Origin of the sequence: Mordavella massiliensis, from assembly GCF_016902415.1 — a bacterium.
GTDB lineage: Bacteria > Bacillota > Clostridia > Lachnospirales > Lachnospiraceae > Merdimonas > Merdimonas faecigallinarum.
The window spans coordinates 1-3,256 of sequence record NZ_JACJLV010000086.1; the positions used below are offsets into that span (position 1 = coordinate 1).

The window sequence follows — 3,256 nt, forward strand, 5'->3', positions numbered from 1 at the left end:
GAATTACTAATAAATTCGGCAATTTTTTCCCGATCATCAGCAACTATATTATATTCTTCTAGCCATTCATACCGCCATAATAGATGGGTAGTTAAATTTCTGTCTCCCAAATAATCTACTCTTCCAGTAGCTTTTGCTTCCCAAAATGAAATATTCTCTATTTGATAGTCAATTATATTCTCGCCCTTTTTACTTTCTATTAATAACTTTTTTGCACGCATAACACTGTCCAATGCATCTTCAAGAAAGTGTTGGGGATTAGGCAAAACTTCATTTGTATCATATAAACACAGTCTATTGTTAGTATACATATGAGGTATAATGAGTCCTTTTGTATCATCAATATATACCTCTGGGAATTCATATGGATAATAGTGCGGGAATTTCATAAGTAATTTAAAATTGATATTCTCTATTGTAATGCAGATTTTTATTTCATCATTATCCTCATCATAATCACAATCAATTCCGTTTTTCATTAAAAATTCATATACGTTCTTATGCAAAATGACTATCCTCATTCCCCAAGTTTATAGGAGCTACTGTTTTATCTGATATATCTTTATTGGCATCTTCTCCATTTGGAAATCTATCTCCAAATACTTTTCGAAGAATATCTGTCGCATCTTTTTCATTACTTTTTTCATTTATAGCTATATCAAGTTTTCTTTTTAAATTATTTAACCCATTAATTATTGAATTTTTAGATGTTTCACTGATATCTGCAAACAGATCTTCATCTGTGGGTGTCACTGGCTTAAAACAATGAAAACTATCCTCTAAGGAATCTATAATATTTGTTACTGTATCTAATAATGAAATATCATCGCGATTTTCAGTAACACTAAAATTATTGCACACTAAAATTGTTATTGCCATACCTTTAATATCAATATTTTTGTAATCCTTCCACGCCTTTAAATATTTAACCATATGCCGTATTTGCTGACCATTATCATCAACAAAGCCTTGGAACCATTTTGTGAAAGCTTTTGGATCACTTTCAATCCATCCTTTACTCTTATGGGCTAAATATGCAATACTATCACCATCGCTGTTTTCGCCCATAATATAGATTGGCAAATCAATATGATATTTATCCTCGTATACAACTCTTATGCAAGTATTTTTATCTATTGGTAAATTAGATGTGTGACCATTAACAGCATCTTTTACCCATGTATGTACCGTTTGCGTTGACGGCCAAACATCCTGTTCTGTTGAGTACCCTTGCAAATACACCCCATTATCGAGATCAAATTCATCATCGCCTGTAGGCATAATAGCAGTGTGCATTGAATAAGATCCTTGAGTGCAATGCTTTGGTTTTTTTCGTCCCTTTTCTTCAAACCTATTGCTTATTTTAGTACGTAAGGCATTACGACCTCTCATTATTTTTTCTTTATATGTTCTTGTCAATGAAATCTCTTCACAAAATTCTTCAAACAACTTATTTAAGTCTAACATTATATTACCTCCGTTCAAAACACGTTAGCACTCATCTTAGAAGGCTGCTACTAAATACAAGCTATCACTTTTATATGAATTAGTCAACTTTAATTTATAACAACTTTGGGGGTTTTTAGAAAATACCGGTAAAACACAGGTACCGTGTACCACGATCCGGTTATAACGCATGAAAAAAAGATGCTCTTCTGCTGCTGAAAAACACCTCGGGGCGGTCAAAGAAAAAATTCTAAAAATCTATGAAGATTTCCACCAAAACTACAGCGCTCCTAAAATCACCAGAGAACTATGGAAAAGTGGTAAAAAAATTTCATTAAAAACGGTTGCGAATTATATACGGCAGATGGGGATCAAAGCCCAATGGGTAAAGCCGTATACGCAACCTACGATAGATTCTGATTTCAGTAAGGAACTTATTATCCTCGATTACAACCTCCCAGTATCCCTTTTGGCTGGTTTCAACGCGCTTAACAATATTCCGATGCTTCATTTTGTTGAGATAATACTTCACACGGTCAACTTTCCAGCCCAATTTAGCTACTATTTCTTTCTGAGTGATATTGTGTTGCTCTTTGATTGCCGTCAATACGGCTTTATCTTCTTCCGTCATCCTAACTTGGATGGTAACTCGGATAGTTTTTCAGCTCCTCGGGTGGTATCCTCTAGTGCATCCTCTGTATTGCGATAGAGATTGATGCGAAATCCAATCTCCATATCGCAGAACTCCGGCTCACGCAGTCCATATTCCCTCATGGATTTCATCAACTTCGGAATGCCCTGCCCCATGCCTCAATCAAATTCATATAGGAGAATGCATTGGGAAGCGCGCGATTTCGTATCTTGGAATATCCCTCTTTCATCTTGTCCAGCGTCACACCGGGCATAAGACCGCCAGGGGAGGTGATTCCCAATCGCTCATCATAGATGGCTAGCTGAATATATGAATTTTGCAAATAACTGCAATTCATAACAGCATTGATGATAAGCTCTCTGATACTGTCCGGCGGCAACTCATAAATGTCCTTACGATAGATACCTTCCAGTTTTACCTTTGAACATTCCACATTGAATATAGGAAAGAAAATCATCTTTCCCCGGCTAAGCAGTACATTCTTGATCACATCCTTGCCCGTTTCTTTCTGTGCTTCAGATTTCAATGGTCTGCAAATCAACTCTGGAATGACAACCGGCTCACAGCTAATGGAAATTGCCACTGTGATAGCATCAATCTCTGAAAAAAATAATATTTTTCAAGATGCCGACTACTTTGCGGGTTATGCCGTCAACGCCAAAAACAATGTATAAGAACCCGCAGAGGCCTTGTAATTAAAGCTCCACTGGTTCTGATTAAAATATCCTACCCTCTGACAGACATTTTTTAGTACCACCAAAGGACTTTTACTACCATCCAATTATCTTTATTTGCTTCTGTCCAGACTGTCACACTTTCTTTTTATAGTTCTCCAACTGATAGAAAATACCTGTTACATATACGAAAGTCACTTCGAACCATTGGTGCCAGGCACCAATGGCAGATACTAAAAGTCTGCGTAAAACTTCAATAATAGTTGTTTTTCCACTATTATTTTTCCCTACAAGCAATGTTGTTTTGGGTGCTATATTAAGACATTCCTCAGCTTGATAGTCTTTAGACGCAGCAAACTGTATCGTATTATTATGTTCTCTAAATTTCCGAAAATTTTCTATGGATAATTTCTTTAAATACATATTTCCCCCTCTATTAACGTACGCTCTACTTTTTACACACTTTGTTCATCTAGACTTATTC

The 3,256-nt window shown here is 35.9% G+C and carries 5 protein-coding genes; 1 reads left to right on the plus strand and 4 read right to left on the minus strand.

Annotated features, from left to right (window positions below; all coding sequences use genetic code 11):
* Together H6A13_RS12715 and H6A13_RS12720 are read right to left on the minus strand one after the other, a co-directional pair.
* A partial coding sequence (locus H6A13_RS12715; RefSeq protein WP_204909912.1) for a hypothetical protein occupies positions 1 to 506 on the minus strand: 506 nt, incomplete at its 3' end.
* Positions 499 to 1,467 (minus strand): CBASS cGAMP synthase, encoded by a 969-nt coding sequence (locus tag H6A13_RS12720; protein ID WP_204909913.1) that lies wholly within the window; start codon positions 1,465 to 1,467, stop codon positions 499 to 501. The genes H6A13_RS12715 and H6A13_RS12720, both read right to left, overlap by 8 nt.
* 169 nt (positions 1,468 to 1,636) lie before the next feature.
* Between H6A13_RS12720 and H6A13_RS12725 the strand changes: the two genes are divergently transcribed.
* A complete protein-coding gene (locus H6A13_RS12725) occupies positions 1,637 to 2,155 on the plus strand; it encodes a helix-turn-helix domain-containing protein (RefSeq protein ID WP_204909914.1) in 519 nt (172 codons plus the stop codon).
* Positions 2,156 to 2,228: 73 nt separating this feature from the next.
* Here H6A13_RS12725 and H6A13_RS13525 read toward each other — a convergent pair whose 3' ends face one another.
* Positions 2,229 to 2,681 (minus strand): ATP-binding protein, encoded by a 453-nt coding sequence (locus H6A13_RS13525; RefSeq protein ID WP_338043083.1) that lies wholly within the window; start codon positions 2,679 to 2,681, stop codon positions 2,229 to 2,231.
* Positions 2,682 to 2,907: 226 nt separating this feature from the next.
* Complete coding sequence (locus H6A13_RS12735; RefSeq protein WP_243424804.1) at positions 2,908 to 3,195, minus strand: AAA family ATPase; 288 nt, start codon at positions 3,193 to 3,195, stop codon at positions 2,908 to 2,910.
* Positions 3,196 to 3,256: the final 61 nt, after the last annotated feature.

What these genes read in the sequence shown, in the direction of transcription:
- H6A13_RS12720 (WP_204909913.1), bottom strand. Translation starts at nt 1,467, where the DNA reads ATGTTAGACTTAAATAAGTTGTTTGAAGAATTTTGTGAAGAGATTTCA.
- H6A13_RS12725 (WP_204909914.1), top strand. Translation starts at nt 1,637, where the DNA reads ATGAAAAAAAGATGCTCTTCTGCTGCTGAAAAACACCTCGGGGCGGTC.
- H6A13_RS12735 (WP_243424804.1), bottom strand. Translation starts at nt 3,195, where the DNA reads ATGTATTTAAAGAAATTATCCATAGAAAATTTTCGGAAATTTAGAGAA.